Source organism: Blautia sp. OF03-15BH (assembly GCF_003463065.1).
GTDB lineage: Bacteria > Bacillota > Clostridia > Lachnospirales > Lachnospiraceae > Limivivens.
In genome coordinates, this window is the sequence record NZ_QSCM01000016.1 from 1 (window position 1) to 17,650 (window position 17,650).

The window sequence follows — 17,650 nt, forward strand, 5'->3', positions numbered from 1 at the left end:
GGGTAGGAAAGATTCGGATGGAAGAAATAAATTTCTGTGTGTGGTTTTGAAGGTACATAAAACCTTCACTGATCTGGAAAACAAGTTTTCCAGATTGTGTGCTATAAAGAATCGATGCGTGGCTCAGCTTGGTAGAGCGCTGCGTTCGGGACGCAGAGGTCGCAAGTTCAAATCTTGTCGCATCGACTAATAAAAAGAGGAATCATTCGTGAGAGTGGTTCTTTTTTTATGTGTTTTGTTGGCTAAAAAATCCCCGTACTTCAAAATACGGGGATTAATCAGGTCATTTACTGACTACACTTTTTTGCATAGAATGTTCGCGCCAGAAAAGACAGCATGCAATAACTGCTGCAATGATAAAGATCACAATACCGAAATAGCGATAGGAAAACTGGATTCCGATATGGTCAATGATCTTTCCTCCTAAAATATTTCCGAGAATGCTGGCGATTCCTGTCTGGACAATGTAAAGAACACTTTGTCCCTGGGAGGCTTTTCCTTCTTTTGCGTGAGAGGCAATATAAGTTGCACAACAAAAATGTACGATCATATAAGTGATGCCCTGCATAGCCTGAGCAAGGATCAGAAACAGCAGGGAACCTCCGGAAGCCGTGATAAGACGAGCACCCATGAGAAAAGTAGCAGCTGCAATCAAATGCAGAGTGCCAAACTTTTTTGAAAGCTTTTGGATCAACAGCAGAACTGGAATTTCACTGCATGCCTGAACGCAGCTCAACAGGCCTACCTGAGCCTGACCGTAGCCAAGTTCTACTGTATAGACGCCTAAAAAGGATCCTAAAAAACTGGCACCAAGCTGATAGATAAAAGCAAAAGCCAAAACAAAATAGATGGTTTTGTCAACGAATATTTCAGAAAGCTTGAACTGTTGCCAGAAAGGAAGTGCTTTTTTAATAGCTATCGGTTGATGATTTTCACTCTCGGGAAGTCTTAACAGGAGCAGTAGAAGAATCAGATATCCAATACTTGCCAGAAAAAACTGAGCAGAAGGATTTTTACGCAGATAAACACCAACCAGAAGGACAATCACCGCATAACCTACAGTACCACCCATTCGAATGGTTGCAAAATTATACTGGAAATAATTAGCATTTCGAATAACAATAGCATCAATCATAGGATTGACGGAAGTGGAAAACAGGGCAAGCAGGATGCTTGCAATAAGAAAAGTGGTAAAAGAATGACCAAGATAAAAGGTGTATAAAGAAACTATAATACCTAAAATGATAGCACAAACGTATTTTTTTGCTTTACCACTTTCATCACTGCGTTTTGCCCAGAAAGGTTGAATGATGACAGAAGCCAGAGGGGCTACTGTCATCAAAATACCGATCTGAGAAGAAGTAATTCCGTTTTGCCTGTAATATGCACTTAAAAATGGGGAATAAAGTGCAACAGAAATATAAAGGAAAGAATTAATCAGTAAAAGTAAAACTGGAGAACATTTTCCAGGTGAGATAACAGTATCCGCAGAATGTATGTCACCTGAAGAAAGAGTACTATTTTTCAACTGTGCCATGAGTGATCTCCTGGAAAAAATTGTTTAATCCCCAGGAATATCGATTCTCACGTGCTTTCAATTCCGAGTCATGGATAACTCCGGTGCGGATAAAGTCGAGAGTGATATCTGGAGTAGGGATGCCGGCACGGCCTCCAATGCAGGTGCATTTGATCGCACTTACGGCACTGGCGAAAGTAGCAGTATCCTTTAAAGAGAGCTTGTGTACCAGTCCATAAAAAAAGGCTCCATGGAAAGTATCACCAGCACCGACAGTATCAAGAACATTTACTTTGAAAGCTGGAATCTCAAAGTAACCCTCTTCTGATAAAGCACGGCAGCCATCTTCTCCGAAGGTGAAGACAACTGTTTTTGGGCCAAGTTCCTGAATTTCTTCCATATGTCGGCGGTAATCAGTGTCTTGAAAACTTTCATTGTAGACAAATTCTGAAGCAATAAAATAGTCAATGTAGGGAAGAATTTTCTGATATTCCCTGAGAGGCTGATTATCTGCATCAATAAGCACTTTAATCCCGTGTTCATGTGCATATTTGGCAGCCGTTACATGGAGATCATCCATTCTTGAGACGAAAAAGTAATCTGCCTGACAGAGAAAAGAGAAATCAATTTCTTCTTGAGAAAGATGCTGATAAGAACCTCTTCTGTAGATGATGTTTCTTCCATGGGTTTTATCATCAGAAAGAACCACACCAATATCTGTAGTTGCATCCTTTCTGATAAGGGTGTGTGAGAGATCAATTCCATGATCTTCAAAATCTTTATAACAGTACTGGCCAAATAAATCGTCTCCCATCGCTCCGATCAAAGCGCAGGACAGCCCACAGCGGGCAGCTGCAGCAAGCCCGGTGGGAATTTTCCCACCGCACTGCCAGCTGCCGTTAAGAACTGCTCTGGACTCGTTGGATGCAGGAAGGCTGTCAATATGGGCAAGATAATCTACACAGGGATGACCAATACCGATCACGTCAAATTTCTTGGTATCCATAATATTTTCCTTTCTGAATTGCAGAAATTTTATGCAAGAGAATAATGATCCGGATTCAGAATCTGGATTTTTTCTTTTACAAAATCAATACAAGGACGTTCAATGGCACGCAGAGCTCTGTAGTAAGCGCCGGGATGGCTCTTATCTTCAAAGAATGCTTCCATACTTGTATAAAATGCTCGCTGATATTCGGTTGCAATGTTGAATTTGGACATACCGCAGCGTACGGCACGGATCAGCTGATCGGTAGGAATATCAGAACCGCCATGCATAACAAGAGGAATATCCAGAACTTCACGGAGTTTTGCAATACGGTCAAAATCCAGCTCCGGTGTGCGGATATAGTTGCCATGTGCATTACCGACAGCAATGGCAAGAGAGTCTACAGAAGTTCTCTTCACAAACTCAACAGCCTGATCCGGATCTGTAAAGAAATCAGTGTTTGTCATATCTTCCAGCTGCATTCCGACGCCTACGTGACCCAGTTCGGCTTCCACGTCAACACCCATTGCATGAGCACAACGGCAGACATCCTGAGTGAGAGCTACATTTTCCTCATAGGGAAGTGCAGACCCATCGACCATTACAGACGGGAATCCGGCACCTAAACCTTCGACTGCAATATCAAAATCTTTGGAGTGATCCAAATGAACAGCGATAGGAACAGAAGCGCGCTGAGCCATTGCTACAGCCATATCGCGGATATCACGAAGAGGAGCATGCTCTTTAAAACCAGGATAATACTGGATGATCAAAGGCATATGAGCTTCTTCGGCAGCCATTACTGCAAATTTAATGCTGTTATAATCGAAAACATTAATGGCGGGAACACCATAACCATTTTCTTCTGCGTGTTTTAAAAGATCCTTTACTTTTATAAGTGCCATGATAGAAACCTCCTAATAATTGTTTGGGTTATGCACGGAAAAACGTCTGAAAATGTGGCAGTTCATAGGCAAATGCCTGGCTGATCTTATCGATCGCTTTGAAATCCTCATCAGAAATAACAAAATTGCAGGCTTTTACATTGTCCAGAACCTGGGACGGATTTTTTGCACCTACGATGGGAGCTGTGATCCCTTTCTGCTGGATAACCCAGCGAATCGCAAGCTGTGCCAGGGTTACATCGTATTTTTCTGCAAAGGGGCGAAGTTTTTCCACAACATCCAGAGCACCTTCATAATGAGGAGACTGAAAAAGAGGAACGCGGCTTCTACCATCTTCTGATGGAAATACAGTGTCTTTTGTGAATTTACCTGTAAGAATTCCCTGAGCAAGTGTAGAGTAGGAAATGATACCGATATTGTTATCAATACAGTAATTCATTTCTTCATGGTCAAGGAAACGCCATACAAGACTGTAGCATGGCTGTATAACATCAATTTCACCATATTTTCTTGCTTCGATCAGCTGGTCTTTGCTGAAATTGGAAACTCCGATCGCACGGATTTTTCCTTTCTCTTTTAATTTCATCATTCCTTCCATGGTATCTTCAATAGGAATTCCGGAATCGGAAGGATAATGAATGAAATAAACATCAATGTAATCGGTTGCAAGCTGCTTCAAACTGGCATCACAGGCAACTTCCACCTGATCTTTAGCCATCCAGGTTTTCCATAATTTGGAAATAACAGTAAGATCAGAACGATCATATCCGGTGATTGCTCTGCCAACCAGATTTTCAGAATGTCCATTTCCATAAATGTAAGCAGTGTCAAGAGTTGTGATGCCAGAATCAATGGCCTGACGGATGGCAGCAATAGAAAGTTCATCCTTTGCTCCGGTAAAATAAGTACCTCCGATAGCCCAGCATCCGAAGACCTGTTCAGAAACAGATACATTGCTGTTTCCAAGAATATGCTTTTTCATAGTTGATGATCCTCCTTATCGTGTTTATGTGCGATGTAATGTAAACGCTTATATCATAAACATGAAAAACAAGAAAAGTCAATAGGAAAAATTGAGATAAATACGAAAAAAGAAACTATAAAAGCTGAAAACACCGAAGGAATAGGGAAAAACACGGCTGTTAGTCAAATTTTACAAAAAAATAAAGTGCATTTTGTACAAAAAAATATAATGTAAACGTTGACATTATAACAAAATGATGGTAGGATAGGGGCATCAAGAAAAACGAGCACCGGTAATGTACCGGCGAATAAAAAGGAGGATTTCTTATGAAAGCGAAACAGATCACAAGCATTGCAGCAGTGGCACTGATGGCAGCATCTATGGGAGCACCGGCCGTATCTGCTGAAGAGAGTACGACTGATTACGGTGGGATCACTCTTACTCTTATGAACTCTAAACCGGAGATTCAGAATGCACTGGAAAAAGTAACTTCCGAGTGGGGGGCGGAACATAACGTTACCTTCGATGTTTATAAGACAGATGCACCTCAGGATACACTGGCTCAGAAATATGCTTCCGGAGATGCACCGGTTATTTCCATCTGTGATCCGGGAAATGTAACGGAGATGGGGGAAGAAAAATTCCTGGATCTTTCAAATGAGAAATGGGTTGCTGATGGTGGAGATACATTAGGAACCAAAGTCAATGGAGTACTCTATGGTTTCCCCGTCTGTGTAGAGGCAGCTGGAATGGTCTACAATAAAACAGCTATTGAAGATATTCTTGGCAGAGAGTTTGTTGCAGATGATTATGCAACTCCGGAAAAATTCGAAGAGCTGCTGAAGGAACTCAGAGCTGGCGGAATGGAAAATCCCATCATTCTGAACCAGGAAATCTGGTCCTTAGGCGGTCATCTCCTTGGTAATCTTTATGTATTCCAGGATGGTACAGCAGATGGAAGCTATAAGTTTGTAAAGGATACTCAAGAAGGAGTGCCGGTAAAAGATAATGCAATGTTCCAGAATCTGATCACAGATCTGGATATGTTTATTGAGTACAATATCAATAAAAAAGATCCTCTGGCAGCGGACTATGATATGAATGCTGCTTATCTGGCAGAGGGAGATGCAGCTTTCTGGGTAAACGGAAGCTGGGTATGGCCGGATATGCAGGAATATGTAGATGATTCTACTGACTTTGGCATTATGCCGATCCCGAAAACGGATGAAAGTATGCAGAACAAAATTTACGCATTTGCATCCAAAGATATTGCAATCGACAAAGAAATGGCAACAGAAGAGCAGCAGAAGGCAGCTCTGGAGTTCCTCGATTGGTTAGTATATTCAGAGGAAGGCCAGGATGCGATGGTAAATCAGTTTGGATTCGTGGTAGCATTCACCAATAATCCCAATGCTCCGGTAAATCCGATCAATGAGAATCTGAAAACTTATATTGATTCTGGAAATACGGTAAATAATGCTCCGTATTCCGGTCCGACAGACGGAAATGCTGTTATGGGACCGCATATGCAGGCCTATGTAGTAGGACAGGAAAATGTAGATGATCTTGCGAAGGATATCGAAGACTACTGGAGTACACGTAATCCGAAATAAGTAGACAAAAAACTGCGGCGATAGAGGAATAAACTGTCGCCGCAGCTAAAAAAAGAGATTGACTGCTGAATGATAAATGTTCAGAAAGGCAGGAAAAAGAGGTGACAGACCATGAATAGGAAAGAAAGTCCATTAAGAAAAACCAAATTGTTCCTGATGTTTGCAGGACCTTCACTTGTGGCTTTTTTGTGCGTTGTTATTTTGCCCTTTCTCTATGGTATTTATCTTACGATGACAGACTGGGATGGATTTTCTGCACAGAAAAATTTTGTGGGAATCCAAAATTATATCAAAGCTTTTCAGGATACAGAATTTTGGGGTTCTATTTTTTTGACATTCAAATATGTAATTTGTGTAGTCATTTTAGTTAATCTTACTGCGTTTTTACTGGCATGGCTTTTGACAAGCGGTGTAAAAGGGGAAAATTTTCTCCGAGCAGGATTTTTCACGCCGAATCTGATAGGAGGAATTGTTCTTGGCTTTATCTGGCAGTTTGTTTTTAACCGCGTATTTCCAGAAGTACTTATGGCGATCCCCGGATTTGAACAGTCCTGGTTAAGCAGTCCGAGTAAAGCCTTCTGGGCGATCGTAATCGTTGCAACCTGGCAGCAGTCCGGCTATATGCTTTTGATCTATATTGCCGGTTTTGTCGGAGTTCCCCAGGATTATATTGAAGCAGCGGAAATCGACGGAGCAACTGCAGGACAGATCACAAGGCATATCCGCCTGCCGTTGATGGCACAGTCCTTTGTAATCTGTTTCTTTCTGACTCTGACATCTGCGTTCAAAGTATATGACCTGAACCTGTCCCTGACAGATGGAGGTCCTTATGGAACTACAAAGATGGCAGCTATGACGATTTTTGAGAAAGCATTTACTTCACATAATTATGGTCTGGGTCAGGCAGAAGCAATCATTTTCTTCCTGATCATATTGGTAGTAGCTATTATTCAGGTGGTTTCAGGAAAACGTAAGGAGGTGGAAGCATGAAAACGAATACTGTAAAAAAGATTGGAGGCAATAAGAGAGTTGCCAAAGATATTGGAAAAACAGTGGCTGCTTTTGTATTGTTTCTACTCTATATGATTCCTTTTCTGCTCGTGATTATTAATTCACTAAAAAGAAAAATTAGTATTGTAAAGACGCCATTATCTCTGGTTGATGACAAAGGTTTTCAATTTGTAAATTACAGCGAAGCCTTTCAGGAGATGCAATTTTTGAAGGCATTCGGAAATTCTATCATGGTAGTAGCCTGTTCAGTGGCACTCTTGATCATCTTTTCCTCCATGTGTGCCTATATTCTGGTACGGAAAGAGTACCTGGCCTGTAAGGTTTTGTTCCTGCTTCTGGTTTCCTATATGGTGGTTCCCTTCCAGGTTATCATGATTCCATTACTTTCTATTTATGGAAATAAACTCGGAGTTCTGAATTCCAGGTTAACGTTGATACTGATGAATTTTGGCTTTGGCACCTGTTTTGCAGTATTTTTATGTCATGGTTTTATAAAAACCAGCGTTCCGGTCGCATTGGAAGAGGCTGCTTTGATTGATGGGTGTGGGCCATTTCAGATCTTTTTCTTCATTGTATTTCCATTACTGAAGCCAATCTTATCTACAATTATGGTATTACAGTTTTTGGGTCTCTGGAATGACTATCTCCTTCCGAGTCTGGTTCTTGGAAAACCGGCAACCTATACATTGCCTATTGCGATCCGAACTTTTGTAGGTACATTTTCCAGTGATTTTGGAAATATGATGGCGGCTCTTGTAATGACTGTGTTTCCTGTCATTGTGGTTTATATTTTCCTGCAGAAGTACATTGTTGGCGGAGTGGTTGCAGGTGCTGTAAAATCATGAGAAAATAACTCGGTTTACTTTAAAATTTATTGTGAAACGTGCAGGACTTTTTGAATAAAGTATGTTATGATGTGAGAAAACGTTTACATATCGAAATCATACAGAAAGCAGGATAAAAGCATGTCTACAATAAAGGATGTCGCAAAATATGCGGGAGTATCTACAGCCACGGTTTCACGAGTATTAAACAAGAAAGGACCTCTCAGTGAAAAAACGATTCAAAAGGTAAATGAGGCGGTGGAAAAGCTGGCTTACCATCCCAATGTTCTTGCCAGGTCTCTTGCCAGTGGAAAAAATAATACCATTGGAGTGCTTGTTCCATCTTATGATCATCCGTTTTGGAGCGAATTATTACAGAAAATGGAAGAAGAAGCAAAGAGAAAAGGGTACAATGTACTGTTTACCTGTTTCCTGGGAACTTTAGAGGAAAAACAAAAAGCTTTAGAATATTTAATATCCAGGCAGGTAAATGGTATCATTGTCTGTGCTTATCCGGATTCTGCTTTTTGGAAAGAAGCAAAGAAAAAGTTTAATTTACCGGTTGCTTTTATGGTAAATGTTTCTGATTGTGATCCTTCTGTGATTTCCGATGATAAACAGGGAGGGCTTTTGGCAGCACGCCATCTGATTGCAAAAGGCTGTAAAAAACTTGTTCATATCAGTGGAAATCTTTCCTATTATAAAGAAGCAGATGACAGAACCTATGCTTTTGTGGAAGAAGCAAAAAGGCGGAATGTAGACTGTTATGTATATCAGAATACGATTGATATTACTAAGCTGGAGGAGCTGCAGAAGCTTGTAAATAAAGTTTTCTATGAGCAGCCGGATATGGATGGAATGTTTCTGAGTAATGATATTCTGGCAGCTCAATGCATTGCTTTTGCATTGTCGCAGGGGCTTCGTATACCGGATGATCTCCGTATTATCGGTTATGATGATATTTATATCAGCTCTCTGATTTATCCGCCGCTGACGACCATTCGTCAGAATTACCGTGTTCTTGCAGAAACGGCTTTGGAAAATGTACTTGCACAGATCAACGGGGAAAAAGTGGATGATGTAACTGTAGTACCCGTGGAATTGATCGAAAGAAAAACGACATAACAGTTCAGACATAAAGGGACACACACCCTGCATACTGAACGTTTATGAAAACAAAGAAGAGGTGTATGTTCTATGAAAAAAGTATCAAATAAAATCATGCTGATCACCTATGCGGACTGCATGGGACATGATTTAAAAGATTTAAACACGGTTCTGGATAAATATCTGGATGGTGCTGTTTATGGATTGCACATCCTTCCGTTTTTTCCGTCTTCGGCGGACAGAGGGTTTGCACCGACAACTTATGATATCGTTGATCCTCAGTTTGGTGATTGGGATGACATGAAAAAACTCTCTGAGAAATATTATCTGATGTATGATTATATGATCAATCATATTTCTGCTCATAGTGAGATTTATCATGATTTTCTGGAAAAGAAAGATGCTTCGGAGTATCGGGATTTCTTTATTCGTTTTAAAGATTTCTGGAAAAACGGAGAACCGACAGAAGAACAGATTTCCAAAATCTATCTGAGAAAAGAACAGCCGTATATCGAGGCAGAATTTGCAGATGGAACCAAGGAAAAACTCTGGTGTACTTTCAGTCCGGAGCAGATTGACATCAACTGCCTTGGTTCAGAAAAGGCAAAAGAATATCTGGAAGAAAAACTCAAATTCCTCAGTGACCACGGTGCTTCTTTGATCCGGCTGGATGCTCTTGCCTATGCTTCCAAGAGAGAAGATACCAATTGTTTCTTTGTAGAGCCAGAAATCTGGAAAATTGTGGATCAGTGTGAAAAAGCACTGGAGGGAACAGATTCTGAGATCCTTCCTGAAATCCATGAAAATTACTTTATTCAGAAAAAGCTGGAAGAGAAAAATGTATATACTTATGACTTTCAGCTGCCAATGTTGATCCTGAATGCAGTATATTTTGGCAGAACACTTTATCTTAAAGACTGGATGAAGCTTTGTCCGAGAAAGCAGTTTACAACGCTGGATACGCATGATGGAATTGGAGTTGTAGATGTTCGTTATCTGATGCCTGATGAAGAAGTGCTTGCAACAAAGAAAAAGGTGTTTGATGCAAATCCGGACATTACAGAGGTTCACACACATGGAAACACAAAAGTGAATTTCTCAAAATTTGACACCTACCAGATCTGCTGTACCTATTATGATGCACTTGGATCGGAGGATGAGCGTTATCTGATCGCCAGAGCTGTACAGTTTTTTGCTCCGGGAATTCCGCAGGTTTATTATGTGGGACTCTTTGCAGGAAGAAACGACTGGGATTTTTATCGTGAAACCAGACAGCCCAGAGATATCAACCGTCATTATTATGGTATGGATGAAATCGAAGAGGAATTCAAACGGCCTGTAGTTCAGAAAATGAACCGGCTGATGAAGCTTCGAAATTCCCATCCTGCTTTTGACGGAGAGTTTGTCCTGCTGGATACAGATGAGCATACATTGGGACTCCGTTGGGAAAAAGATGGAGAATATGCACAGCTGGTAGTCGATTTTGAAACTCTGACCTATGAAATCGATTATAGTGAAAACGGAGAAAATATAAAATTTAAATAAGAAAAAGCCCCCGCAGACCATGTACACACATGTCTTACGGGGGCTTTTTTCACGTTCCATTACAGGGTTTTTGCAACCTCGCGAAGGATCTTCTGGCTGGCCAGGGGGATGCGTCCCAGGCCATCCGGACCTACGTTTAAGAGGTAGTTGATTCCCATACCATTCAGTTTTTTCTTGTTGGCTGCGATCTCAGCCGCACTCTTCCAATGCTGGTCTCTTGCACAGAAGCCCCAGGAATCGTTTATGGTAGCAGCGGTCTCATACAGGCCGTAGGGAGAGGGTTTGAAGCCTTCGATGCCGTTCATCAGGGACGGGTCAAACTCTACATTTTCCGGCATGGAATCGGGGATCTCGTTGTCGCCAAGAGAGACATAGTCATAAGCACCGTTACCAAGACGGGAATTGATGAGACAGTTCGGCTGATACTTCTTGATGGCATCGAAGAGGGCACGGCTCTGATTCTCTTTCAGAGTCATGGGCATATCGAACCAGATCAGGCAAAGATCACCGTAGTTGCGGAGGAGTTCCTCTACCTGCGGGTAGATCTTGTTCTCAAAGCAGAGATCAAAGTTCTTGTGAGCGGCATCCGGAAAATCCCAGCTGTTCTCCCAGGTAACCCCCTGGCAGGGGATGTGGTTGGAAAGATATCCGCCGCCGTTGGGATCATGCCAGTCCAGATCCTGAGAGTAGTAAAGACCCATTTTCAATCCGTGTTTGTAGCAGGCCTCACCGATTTCGGCAACAACGTCACGACCAAAAGGAGTTGCGTCCGCAACGTTGTATTTGTCTACTTTGGAATGGAACATAGCGAAACCGTCATGGTGTTTACTGGTCACTACGAAGTATTTCATTCCGCAGTCTTTTGCCAGCTTTACCCATTCCTCAGCATCGAAGAATACAGGATTGAAGGCTTTCGTCAGTTTGCCGTATTCTGCATTGGGGATGGCCAGGTGAGCCTGGATCCACTCTGCGTAAATACCACTGTAACGGTCTTTGTATTCGCCGCCCAGCAGAGAGTACAGTCCCCAGTGTACCATCATTCCATACTGTGCTTCTTTGAACCATTGTTTCATGTCCATAATCGTGTAAATCCTCCTTAAGTAGTCAATGTTTGTACTTTCAGTATAGGGAAAATCCATGATTTTTCAAGATACAAAATGGATATGGGAGCAGTCTATTTTTGTTCAGGCATACAGATTAAAAAAATTGTGTAACTGTTCAGGACGTTCAAAACAACAGATCACAGGTCTATGCGCTGCTTCGGGCGGTGCCAAACGAGTCCAACCGGGACTTAGTGCTGTTCCGTCATTCCGAAATAAAAATTCATCCTATTGCAAACAAGTTTGCATAGTTTGATTTTACATTCCACTGATGTTCTGAACTGTTACAAATTATATGAGCAGGTGTCAGGTTTGGAATCGTAATATATTTGTTGGATTTTATAATAGAAAGATTTTTCAAAAGGAGTAAGATAAACTTATCAAATTATGCGCTGAGGGTGAAAAGGGAAAGTAGAGAGGTTTCGTCTTAAAAAATAGAAATGAAAAGCTTCTTGATACTTGCGCCATTATAAAAGTGGGTATATGATTTTGGAAGATATCAAAGTATCAACCAGACATGATATTTTACAGAAATCATTGACAGATACAAGGAGTATAGAAGATGGATCAGATCGCAAGATTTTATGTGGGAACATACAGCCGTCCATTGATTTTTGGGACAGGTGAGGTTTTTGAAGGAAAAGGAAAGGGCATCCATCCATACCTTTTTGATATGGAAAAAGGAACTCTGATGGAGGAGGGAGCCCCGACAGAAACTGCCAATCCTTCTTTTGTCAGCCTTTCCGCAGATAAAAAGCTTCTCTATGCCGTCAACGAGCTGACGACGTTTGAAGGAAAAAAGGGTGGTGCGCTCAATACCTATCGCCGGGCAGAAAACGGAGAACTGACATTACTTTCTCAGAAAGCCACCGGTGGCGAGGATCCCTGCCATGTGGTGACAGACCGGGAGAGAAAAATGGTACTGGTATCCAATTATTCCGGTGGAAGTTTGGCAGTCTGGCCCCTGGACAAAGACGGAGCGCCGGTGGGAGAAGCTCAGGTGATTCAGCATACGGGAAAAGGCAGAAATCCTGTTCGCCAGGAAGGACCTCATGTCCATTCCATCACCTTTACCCGGGATGAAAAATACGCAGTGGCGGCAGATCTCGGCCTGGATGAGCTGGTGCTTTATCCCGTGGACAAGGAAGAGGGCCGTTTAAAAGAGGAGGAGAAAACCATCTTCCGTACGGGCAAGGAGAAAGGTCCGAGGCTTACGCTTTTTAATCAGACAGGAGATCGCTGCTATGTTGCCTGCGAGCTCAGCTGCGAGGTACTGGTTTTATCTTATGAAAATGGAAACTTTACGCTTCTTCAGACTCTCTCCACACTGAAAAATGGCTGGTCCCCGGAGAATACCGCCGCGGATATCCACCTTTCCAAGGATGAAAAATTCCTCTATGTCTCCAGCCGGGGCGAGGATACAATCGCCGTTTATCAGGTACAGGAGGACGACCTGCTCTCCCTGGTGGAGATTGTCCCTGCCGGGGTGAAGACTCCGCGGAACTTTGCCATTGACCCCAGCGGCAAATGGCTGCTGGCCGGAGGGCAGAACAGTGACACCGTAGCTGTTCACAGGATCGACACGGAAACAGGGAAACTGACGTTGACACAGACCTTTGAGGTACCGACACCGGTGTGCCTGTGTTCATGAGTAAGTAACGAAAGTGGATCGTGAATGGCCGTTTTACTGAAAAAATATCCTAGGGATCCTGCCAGGGTATTTTTTATATAAAAGTGTTGTTGAGAGAAAGACCGTGGTGTGATAGAATCGAGAAAGACTGTAAAGGTGCAGAGCACAGAGCGGTCTTCGAAAGTAAATGAGGAACGTTTTAGGGCCTAGTACAGTGAATATTAAGTAACCGCCATATTGACTTGTCTGATCTTTCATCTGCTGCGTTGTCGTCAATCGACGTAGCCACCGCTACGCCTCATTCCTCCGCCTTGCATATGAAGAAATCACCCTGCGTCAATATAGCAGATACTTAATTTTCACTGTACTAGATAGCCCTGAACAGAAAAACAGGAGAATATCAATGACAAAAAAAGAACTGGCGCTGGAGATCATCCAGCGTCTGAAGGAAGCGTATCCGGATGCGGGCTGCACCCTGGATTATAATGAAGCCTGGAAGCTTCTGGTGAGTGTGCGTCTGGCAGCCCAGTGCACCGATGCCAGAGTCAATGTGGTGGTGCAGGATCTCTATGCGAAATACCCGACAGTCGAAGCCCTGGCCGAGGCCGAGCCCGAGGAGATCGAAGCCATCGTAAGACCCTGTGGCCTGGGGAAAAGCAAAGCCCGGGACATCAGTGCCTGTATGCGTATGCTGCGGGATGAGTATGATGGAAAAGTACCCGATGATTTTAATACTCTCTTAAAACTGCCCGGTGTGGGAAGAAAAAGCGCCAACCTCATCATGGGTGACGTTTTTGGCAAGCCTGCTATTGTCACAGACACCCACTGCATTCGCCTGACCAATCGCATGGGTCTCGTGGACGGTATCAAGGAGCCGAAGAAAGTCGAGATGGCTCTCTGGAAAATCATTCCCCCGGAGGAAGGCAGCGATTTCTGCCACCGCCTGGTTATGCACGGCCGCGAAGTCTGTACCGCCCGCACGAAACCTTACTGCGACCGCTGCTGCCTGAAGGACATCTGCCCGAAAATCGGGGTGTAATACGGGAGGAATCAATGGATAAGAAAACAACGGTATATTATGCCAAAGATGCCGACGTGGCCGCCCGCGTCCGGACGGTGCTTCAGGCCAACGGGATTGAGGCTGAGGAGAAAAGCTTGGGAGAGCAGGTCTACCATGATATTTACGGTGGAAACGGCGCTTACGGAAGAAAAATCCAGGTGGAGGAAGAGAAGGAAGAGCAGGCCAGAGCCATTATCCGGGCCTGGCAGGCGGGAGAACAGACTTTGACGGGAAAAAAATCCGGGGAAAGCAGTAATCTTGCCGGAAAAATCCTGCTTGCGGCAGCAGTTCTTCTTGTGATCGTTCTCCTCTTTCTGAAATAAAGTTTGCCAGAAACAGACAGAGTTCAAAAGAAAACGGTTGTACAAGAATCACATTTCGTATAGAATGATTTAGGGTCAAAAGGTCAAAGAGTCGTTCGTACCTGCACGATAAGACTTTTGAACCTGGGATTCGCAGGTATCAGTAAATAATAGCAGTACAGAAAACAAGGAGGAAACATTTTGATCGGAAAATATTTATGGGTATTTCTGATTTCCATGGTACCCATCATTGAACTGAGAGGGGCCATTCCCGTAGCTGTGGGAATGGGACTGCCCCTGATCCCATCGTACATCATTTGCATCATCGGAAATATGCTCCCGGTACCTTTTATTTATTTCTTTGCACGGAAAGTCCTGATATGGGGTGCAGATAAACCGGTTATCGGAAAATTCTTCACTTTCTGTCTGGAAAAGGGAGAAAAAGGCGGTAAGAAACTGCAGGCAAAAGCAGGCAGAGGTCTTTTTGTTGCCTTACTTCTCTTCGTGGGTATCCCTCTTCCGGGAACCGGAGCATGGACAGGTACCCTGGCAGCCAGCCTTCTGGATATGGATTTTAAGTCCAGCGTTATTGCAGTTATGTGTGGCGTTCTCCTGGCAGGCGTGATCATGGCACTGATCAGCAATGGTGTTCTGGGAGCTTTAAGCTTTATGCTGTAAAATCAAACCGCTATTCTGGAAAAACCCGGGATAAGCGGTTTTTTTCTGTTGACAGTAAAGATGCAACGTGGGAGAATTAAGGTAAAATATGAGGAAAAAATGACATAGGAGAAGGTCTATGAAAAAGGAGCAAAAGAAAAAACAGGATAGCAAAATCCGGAGATTCTTAAAATTAAAGCCCACCCGTTTCGGGCTGATGGCTCTTCTGATCCTTCTGGCACTGGCCTTTCCGCTGTGGCATAGGGATGAAAATCCCCTTCTGAAAAAGAATAATGCCATCACTCTATACCGGGAGGTATATGAGGGACAGATGCCGGAACTTCGGACCGAGGTTTTCTTCCCGAAGAATCATTTTGATTATGAGAAGGTGACTTATGATACCTCCGCACTGGATGTCAATACGCAGGGGATGTATACAGTGCCTGTGTTGTATGACGGCGAAGCGACCAACTGTGTGGTGGAAGTGACGGTGAAAAGTCCAGAGACGGATGAAACCGGAGAAACAGCCCCGGCAGGTTCCGGAGAGGTCTGGGAGCAGGCAGAAGAATCGGAAACAGAATAGGAGGGACAGCAATGGGAATGTTACTGGCATATGAACTGGAAAAAGGAACAGAACGGGAACTAAAAGATCTGGCAGCAGCTCTGGGCCATCAGGTGAAAATAGTGGGCAGCTCTAATTATGGCGATCCGCTAGGCTATGTGGCCGGGATCGCCGGTTTTAAGAAAAGCGGCATCAGAGATACGGAAGGAAAACTGGGCAGTGAGATGCTGGTTTTCTGCGGTCTGGACCGTGAGGCGATGGATCTTCTGCTGGCGGGGCTGAGGGAGCGAAAGCTACAGATTCCATTAAAAGCTGTGATCACACCCCACAATATCCAGTGGACCTCCAGAATGCTTTATCAGGAATTAAAAAAAGAACACGAAACGATGACAGCAATGAAAAAGAGCCCCCTGTAATGAGATAAGGGGGCATTTTTATCGGCCATCCTAAATGCTGCAGGGAGCGGTCTCAGGCATTAAAGAACAGCAGCGTGAAATAAGTGACCGTATCGTTTCCGTAATTGAAGCAGATATTCATGGCCTCCACGGTCTGCATGAGCATGATCCCGTGGCTTTCTACCGTGGCAACCCGTTTGTCCGGATGGCGGCAGGGAGAGTCCGGATAGGCACAGGTCTCGCACTGCATGCAGCCGGTAGAAAGAGCCAGCACATCGCCGAACTCCTGACGGAAGCGTTCACGAAGTTTGAGAGTCAGGTCTTCATGCTGCCTTCGGGCTTTCAGGCAGGCTTCAAAATTCAGGCTGTCTTCCACCTGGGCAATGGTGGAAAAAAGAAAAGCACGGGAATATTTTTCACATTCCCGGATGCAGCTCTGGATGGAACCGATGGCTGGCGGGCAGGCCCAGGAATGACCGTAATGTTCACATTCATGCTCACAGATAAAACGGACTTTTTCAGAAAAGATCAGATCCTTCCGGTTCAGATAATGAAATTCCAGGATCGGATAATCGTAAATAAAAGATTCAATGGTTTCTTTATATGACATAAAAAAGTCTCCTTCAAAGATTGGATCAGTATCGATTTCAGTATAAGCTCAGGAGGCCAGAACGTCAACCAAAGACAGGACAAAGAGAGGAAATAAAAATGAAACGACAGGTAAGTATTGAAGAAATCTGGGATGGCCGCTTTTATGGTCCAGGAGATATGGTAAAGGCCGGCTGCGGCGAGTGCAGCGGCTGCTCTGACTGCTGCAAAGGCATGGGAAAAACGATCATTCTGGACCCGTTGGATGTCTGCCGGCTCACACAAGGCCTCCATGTGGATTTCCAGCAGCTGATCGGAAGCCATCTGGAGCTTAACGTGGTGGATGGTGTGATCCTGCCCAATCTTCTGGAGGCCGGGACGGAAGAAGTCTGCACCTTTTTAAACAAGGAAGGCCGCTGCAGCATTCACAGCATCCGTCCCGGCGTCTGCCGTCTGTTCCCTATGGGGCGTTACTACGAAGGAGGCGGTTTCCGCTACTTTCTGCAGACCGGAGAGTGCAGAAAAGAGCCCAAAACAAAAGTGAAACTGAAAAAGTGGCTCGATACACCGGATCTTGCTCGCTATGAAAAATTTGTCAATGACTGGCACTATTTCCTGGAGGCTGTAGAACACATCATCGGTGATCTCTCCAACGAAGCCACTGCCAAAAAGATCAACCTTTACATCCTTCAGAACTTCTTCCTTCTTCCCTTTACAGGTGATTTTTACGAAGAATTTGACCGCCGCCTGACCGAAGCCAGAAGGATGATCGGGCTGGCATAACAGGAGCAGGTTTGAAAAACAGGAATCTCAAAAAGAGGTTTCTGTTTTTTATGGAATAAGAACGGTAAATTCAGATATAATAAAAATACATTTTGTATTT

General features: G+C 43.7%; 18 protein-coding genes and 1 tRNA gene. 13 read left to right on the top strand and 6 right to left on the bottom strand.

Translation table 11 applies throughout. From position 1 onward, the window contains the following. The first annotated feature begins 112 nt into the window (after positions 1-112). Positions 113-186 (top strand) — tRNA-Pro (locus tag DXA57_RS13710). A gap of 97 nt (positions 187-283) precedes the next feature. Here the strand turns inward: DXA57_RS13710 and DXA57_RS13715 are convergent. Genes DXA57_RS13715 through DXA57_RS13730 form a run of 4 tightly spaced genes read right to left on the bottom strand, consistent with a single transcriptional unit; the run spans position 284 to position 4,391 of the window. After that, entirely contained in the window at positions 284-1,537 is a 1,254-nt protein-coding gene (locus DXA57_RS13715; RefSeq protein WP_117767880.1) for an MFS transporter, read from the bottom strand. Beyond that, the gene (locus DXA57_RS13720; RefSeq protein WP_117767881.1) at positions 1,518-2,522 is read right to left on the bottom strand and encodes a carbohydrate kinase family protein; all 1,005 of its coding nucleotides are present in this window, start codon (positions 2,520-2,522) and stop codon (positions 1,518-1,520) included. The genes DXA57_RS13715 and DXA57_RS13720 overlap by 20 nt, the downstream gene beginning before the upstream one ends. A gap of 29 nt (positions 2,523-2,551) precedes the next feature. Further along, positions 2,552-3,409, bottom strand: a complete 858-nt coding sequence (locus DXA57_RS13725) for a class II fructose-bisphosphate aldolase (RefSeq protein WP_117767882.1) — start codon at positions 3,407-3,409, stop codon at positions 2,552-2,554. Positions 3,410-3,437: 28 nt separating this feature from the next. Then, a complete protein-coding gene (locus DXA57_RS13730) occupies positions 3,438-4,391 on the bottom strand; it encodes an aldo/keto reductase (RefSeq protein ID WP_117767883.1) in 954 nt (317 codons plus the stop codon). Between the two features lie 308 nt (positions 4,392-4,699). Here DXA57_RS13730 and DXA57_RS13735 point away from each other — a divergent pair, with 308 nt between their 5' ends. From DXA57_RS13735 to gtfA, 5 genes are all read left to right on the top strand, one after another. Next, positions 4,700-5,986: an ABC transporter substrate-binding protein gene (locus DXA57_RS13735; RefSeq protein WP_117767884.1), complete on the top strand. Its 1,287-nt coding sequence runs from the start codon at positions 4,700-4,702 to the stop codon at positions 5,984-5,986. Positions 5,987-6,097: 111 nt separating this feature from the next. Further along, a complete protein-coding gene (locus tag DXA57_RS13740; protein WP_117767885.1) occupies positions 6,098-6,976 on the top strand; it encodes a carbohydrate ABC transporter permease in 879 nt (292 codons plus the stop codon). Further along, positions 6,973-7,842 carry a carbohydrate ABC transporter permease gene (locus DXA57_RS13745; RefSeq protein WP_117767886.1) on the top strand — a complete coding sequence of 290 codons (870 nt, stop codon included), beginning with the start codon at positions 6,973-6,975 and terminating at the stop codon, positions 7,840-7,842. Before DXA57_RS13740 ends, DXA57_RS13745 begins: the two co-directional genes overlap by 4 nt. A gap of 87 nt (positions 7,843-7,929) precedes the next feature. Further along, a complete protein-coding gene (locus DXA57_RS13750; protein ID WP_278309151.1) occupies positions 7,930-8,946 on the top strand; it encodes a LacI family DNA-binding transcriptional regulator in 1,017 nt (338 codons plus the stop codon). A 72-nt stretch (positions 8,947-9,018) separates the two neighbouring features. Then, entirely contained in the window at positions 9,019-10,473 is a 1,455-nt protein-coding gene (gene gtfA / locus DXA57_RS13755) for a sucrose phosphorylase (RefSeq protein WP_117767888.1), read from the top strand. 59 nt (positions 10,474-10,532) lie between these two features. Here the strand turns inward: gtfA and DXA57_RS13760 are convergent, their stop codons facing one another. Next, positions 10,533-11,552, bottom strand: coding sequence for an alpha-L-fucosidase (locus tag DXA57_RS13760; RefSeq protein ID WP_117767889.1), 1,020 nt, complete (start codon positions 11,550-11,552; stop codon positions 10,533-10,535). A 583-nt stretch (positions 11,553-12,135) separates the two neighbouring features. Between DXA57_RS13760 and DXA57_RS13765 the strand changes: the two genes are divergently transcribed. The 6 genes from DXA57_RS13765 (at position 12,136) to DXA57_RS13790 (ending at position 16,200) form a co-directional block, all read left to right on the top strand. Then, positions 12,136-13,224 (top strand): lactonase family protein, encoded by a 1,089-nt coding sequence (locus DXA57_RS13765; protein WP_117767890.1) that lies wholly within the window; start codon positions 12,136-12,138, stop codon positions 13,222-13,224. Between the two features lie 382 nt (positions 13,225-13,606). Continuing rightward, positions 13,607-14,242 carry an endonuclease III domain-containing protein gene (locus tag DXA57_RS13770; RefSeq protein ID WP_117767891.1) on the top strand — a complete coding sequence of 212 codons (636 nt, stop codon included), beginning with the start codon at positions 13,607-13,609 and terminating at the stop codon, positions 14,240-14,242. 14 nt (positions 14,243-14,256) lie between these two features. After that, positions 14,257-14,586, top strand: coding sequence for a putative signal transducing protein (locus DXA57_RS13775; protein WP_117767892.1), 330 nt, complete (start codon positions 14,257-14,259; stop codon positions 14,584-14,586). A 216-nt stretch (positions 14,587-14,802) separates the two neighbouring features. After that, positions 14,803-15,243, top strand: coding sequence for a COG2426 family protein (locus DXA57_RS13780; RefSeq protein WP_442857678.1), 441 nt, complete (start codon positions 14,803-14,805; stop codon positions 15,241-15,243). A 118-nt stretch (positions 15,244-15,361) separates the two neighbouring features. Beyond that, positions 15,362-15,805, top strand: coding sequence for a hypothetical protein (locus DXA57_RS13785; protein WP_117767894.1), 444 nt, complete (start codon positions 15,362-15,364; stop codon positions 15,803-15,805). A gap of 11 nt (positions 15,806-15,816) precedes the next feature. After that, positions 15,817-16,200 carry a DUF3783 domain-containing protein gene (locus tag DXA57_RS13790; protein ID WP_117767895.1) on the top strand — a complete coding sequence of 128 codons (384 nt, stop codon included), beginning with the start codon at positions 15,817-15,819 and terminating at the stop codon, positions 16,198-16,200. Between the two features lie 52 nt (positions 16,201-16,252). Here DXA57_RS13790 and DXA57_RS13795 read toward each other — a convergent pair whose 3' ends face one another. Next, entirely contained in the window at positions 16,253-16,789 is a 537-nt protein-coding gene (locus tag DXA57_RS13795) for a DUF2284 domain-containing protein (protein ID WP_117767896.1), read from the bottom strand. Between the two features lie 98 nt (positions 16,790-16,887). On the opposite strand from DXA57_RS13795, the gene DXA57_RS13800 reads away from it, so the two are divergent. Then, complete coding sequence (locus DXA57_RS13800) at positions 16,888-17,550, top strand: YkgJ family cysteine cluster protein (protein WP_117767897.1); 663 nt, start codon at positions 16,888-16,890, stop codon at positions 17,548-17,550. Positions 17,551-17,650 lie beyond the last annotated feature (100 nt).

Coding starts and splice junctions, on each gene's coding strand:
- DXA57_RS13720 (WP_117767881.1), bottom strand. CDS start 2,522: ATGGATACCAAGAAATTTGACGTGATCGGTATTGGTCATCCCTGTGTA.
- DXA57_RS13785 (WP_117767894.1), top strand. CDS start 15,362: ATGAAAAAGGAGCAAAAGAAAAAACAGGATAGCAAAATCCGGAGATTC.
- DXA57_RS13765 (WP_117767890.1), top strand. CDS start 12,136: ATGGATCAGATCGCAAGATTTTATGTGGGAACATACAGCCGTCCATTG.
- DXA57_RS13775 (WP_117767892.1), top strand. CDS start 14,257: ATGGATAAGAAAACAACGGTATATTATGCCAAAGATGCCGACGTGGCC.
- gtfA (WP_117767888.1), top strand. CDS start 9,019: ATGAAAAAAGTATCAAATAAAATCATGCTGATCACCTATGCGGACTGC.
- DXA57_RS13800 (WP_117767897.1), top strand. CDS start 16,888: ATGAAACGACAGGTAAGTATTGAAGAAATCTGGGATGGCCGCTTTTAT.
- DXA57_RS13795 (WP_117767896.1), bottom strand. CDS start 16,789: ATGTCATATAAAGAAACCATTGAATCTTTTATTTACGATTATCCGATC.
- DXA57_RS13780 (WP_442857678.1), top strand. CDS start 14,803: ATGGTACCCATCATTGAACTGAGAGGGGCCATTCCCGTAGCTGTGGGA.
- DXA57_RS13735 (WP_117767884.1), top strand. CDS start 4,700: ATGAAAGCGAAACAGATCACAAGCATTGCAGCAGTGGCACTGATGGCA.
- DXA57_RS13770 (WP_117767891.1), top strand. CDS start 13,607: ATGACAAAAAAAGAACTGGCGCTGGAGATCATCCAGCGTCTGAAGGAA.
- DXA57_RS13715 (WP_117767880.1), bottom strand. CDS start 1,537: ATGGCACAGTTGAAAAATAGTACTCTTTCTTCAGGTGACATACATTCT.
- DXA57_RS13725 (WP_117767882.1), bottom strand. CDS start 3,409: ATGGCACTTATAAAAGTAAAGGATCTTTTAAAACACGCAGAAGAAAAT.
- DXA57_RS13760 (WP_117767889.1), bottom strand. CDS start 11,552: ATGGACATGAAACAATGGTTCAAAGAAGCACAGTATGGAATGATGGTA.
- DXA57_RS13790 (WP_117767895.1), top strand. CDS start 15,817: ATGGGAATGTTACTGGCATATGAACTGGAAAAAGGAACAGAACGGGAA.
- DXA57_RS13745 (WP_117767886.1), top strand. CDS start 6,973: ATGAAAACGAATACTGTAAAAAAGATTGGAGGCAATAAGAGAGTTGCC.
- DXA57_RS13730 (WP_117767883.1), bottom strand. CDS start 4,391: ATGAAAAAGCATATTCTTGGAAACAGCAATGTATCTGTTTCTGAACAG.
- DXA57_RS13740 (WP_117767885.1), top strand. CDS start 6,098: ATGAATAGGAAAGAAAGTCCATTAAGAAAAACCAAATTGTTCCTGATG.